At 37.9% G+C, this 2,715-nt stretch carries 2 protein-coding genes; both read right to left on the minus strand.

What is annotated here, in order from left to right; genetic code table 11:
• Positions 1-195: 195 nt before the first annotated feature.
• Positions 196-900: a SapC family protein gene (locus BCU84_RS20580; RefSeq protein WP_102529905.1), complete on the minus strand. Its 705-nt coding sequence runs from the start codon at positions 898-900 to the stop codon at positions 196-198.
• Between the two features lie 253 nt (positions 901-1,153).
• Positions 1,154-2,683 carry a tryptophan halogenase family protein gene (locus BCU84_RS20585; RefSeq protein WP_102529906.1) on the minus strand — a complete coding sequence of 510 codons (1,530 nt, stop codon included), beginning with the start codon at positions 2,681-2,683 and terminating at the stop codon, positions 1,154-1,156.
• Between the last annotated feature and the right edge of the window lie 32 nt (positions 2,684-2,715).

The following is a 2,715-nucleotide window of genomic DNA, read 5'->3' on the forward strand; positions in this document are numbered from 1 at the left end:
ATTTAACAATAAGTATTTTATACAAATTAAAACAGAGACTTAAGGGGGGTTAATTTATTAAAATAAACTGAAATGTATGAAACTTTACGAGTGCTAAGGTTGTTTAATATTGCAGATGAAAAGTCAGCCAATAAAAAAGGCATTGCTAACTACTATTAATAAGTAGTTCACAATGCCTTCTTTGATGCGCAAAGATTAAGCCTTAGACATAATCTCAGTGCGAGCTAAACGATTAACTTGATTTAGCGATGATAGGTGGCCATAGATAGGACCTAGTAAACCGCGCTTTCTAAGTTCTAAATAATCTTCATCAGAAAGCTCATTCAGCTTAGCTTCATCAATTAGGTATAAACCATTGATATTACGCTTTTCACCAGCAACATCTACTGTCAACGTTTGTGTGGTGAGTAATTCTTTTTCAGCTAAGAAACCTAAGATATTACGGCTAGCTTGGTCTTGCTCAAAATGCGCAATTAACGCTTTTTTACGGCTTTCTAAGTATTCAGTTTCTTTCTCGCCTTCGAATAATGCTTGGCCTTCAGTTTTACTTACTTCAGCAGCTTCTTCACGGATACCGATCCAAACTTTATCTTTGATATCTGGATTAAGTACAAGGCCAAGTGGGTAGTCACGAACAACAGCAGGAATATAAAGACCTTGCCACTTACCGTCTTTAACACTTAAGTTTTGACCAGGTTTAAGACCTAGCATTGCAACAGCTTGAAACTCGCCATTGTCACTATTTTTAACGAATACAATTGGGTATTCAGTGGCTGCACGACCAATTTCGTGCAAAGTTACTGGAACAATATGCTGATCTTCAACATGGTTGTAGCTTGATGGAGTGATTTTTAAATCACCGTGTTTTGCGTGTTCAAGTAACGTAATTTGGTTAGACATCTTGGCTCCTTCAGGCGCTTCTAATCAATAATGATTTACATAAAAAATTCGGGATTCAGGTCCCTTTTTGTTTAAAATTTTAGCTTTAATTTTCGCTTGTAGATTAAAATATAAATCCCAAAATTTTTAAATGACGCCTTATCAACTTTCAGTAAGTCAATACGCAATAAAGCTCATTATCATTTAATCTGCTGCTAACGTTACCGTATAGAGAAATAAAGTACCACCAGCTATATAGATTTATTGGGGTTGTTTAGATTGTTTTCAAGCCAAACTGATTAATTTTATTTAATAGCGCCCGATGCTCAGGTAATTCAGCAGCTAAAGATTGGCCAATCTGCTGAATTCGAGCCACTTGCTGTTTAGCAGTGTTGCAATAAAGGCGATCGAGTTGAGATGATTGAGTTTGGTATTTCATTCCATAAAGTACATACAAATAATTATCGATATTGAACACTTCAAAGCGAGAAAACAAATCATCAGTTATAGGGCTATAGTCTTGCCATAACATCATTTTTTGCTTCAACGCTTCAGGGATAGAATCCGGATGCCGGTTATCAATCCAGAAATCAGAATCAGTTCTGTCCGAAATGCAATAATGCAGTTTGGCAAATTCAACAACTCGTTCCCATGCATAAGTCATGGTGTCGTTAAATCGCGCTGATAAACTCAGCATTTGCCCCATGGTTTGCGGCAAGCGCTTAGCTAAATAACCTGCTGCAAAGTCTGTTAATAAAATAGATGTCGCTTCAATGGGCTCTAAAAAGCCTTGAGCAAGACCAAGCGCTACACAGTTTTTAAACCAAAACTGCTCTCGATAACCTACTTTCATTGGGATTTCACGGGACTCTAGATTGGCTAACTTGCCACCTAAATAACGATCGAACTTCTTTTCAGCTTCCGCTGATGACATATGATTATCTGAATAAACAAACCCTGTTCCACGTCGCTCTGGTAATGCTATATCCCAAATCCAACCCGCCTGATGTGCTGTGGCGATGGTGTAAGGCGGAATAGCATCCTTTGTTGTTATTGGCACTTGTGCCACTATCGCCTTATTAACAAATAATTGTTTCGATTTATCAACAAAAGGAACCTTAAGTTTCTTAGCTAACAGAATCGATTCGAAACCGCTGCAATCAATATAGAAATCAAATTTCAAATCGCCGAATTTATCAGTCTTCAATTGCGTTAAATTACCCTGCTGATCGATATCTGCATCGAGAACGTTTGCATGCAAATGTTTTACACCAAATTTTGTAATCGCATTGCCAGCGAGTAATTTGGCGAACTTGGCAGCATTAAGATGGTAGGCATAACTCACTTTGCCACTGTATTCTGGCGTAGTAATTAATTTAGGTGCTTTGAGTGACTCGCAAATATAGTGTTGCGGTGATACAGCTTGAGAAAAGGCTTGCTCTGATGCTTGATTAAGCCAGTAATCAGTTAAGTCAGTACCAAGAGGACTGGGAACATCAAATAGGTGGTGGTAGCTGTTACCCACGCCATGTTTATGCTTGTCTAACCAATTACAAAACTTAATAGATTGCTTAAAACTGACATCACAATCACGAATAAAGTCCGTTTCTCGAATACCAAAACTTTGTAGTGACTGCTTAATAGCAGGTACTGTTCCTTCACCGACACCGATAGTTGGAATATCGGGAGACTCAATTAATGTCACTTTCACATTTGGAAGTAATTGTGCTGCTTTTCCGATATGGTTTGCCGCTAGCCATCCAGCTGTTCCACCACCAATTATGACAATGTGCTGTACTTCCATATCGACCTCATATTTTATTATTATTTTTGTTA

The organism is Shewanella sp. 10N.286.51.B7, assembly GCF_002873615.1.
GTDB lineage: Bacteria > Pseudomonadota > Gammaproteobacteria > Enterobacterales > Shewanellaceae > Shewanella > Shewanella electrodiphila.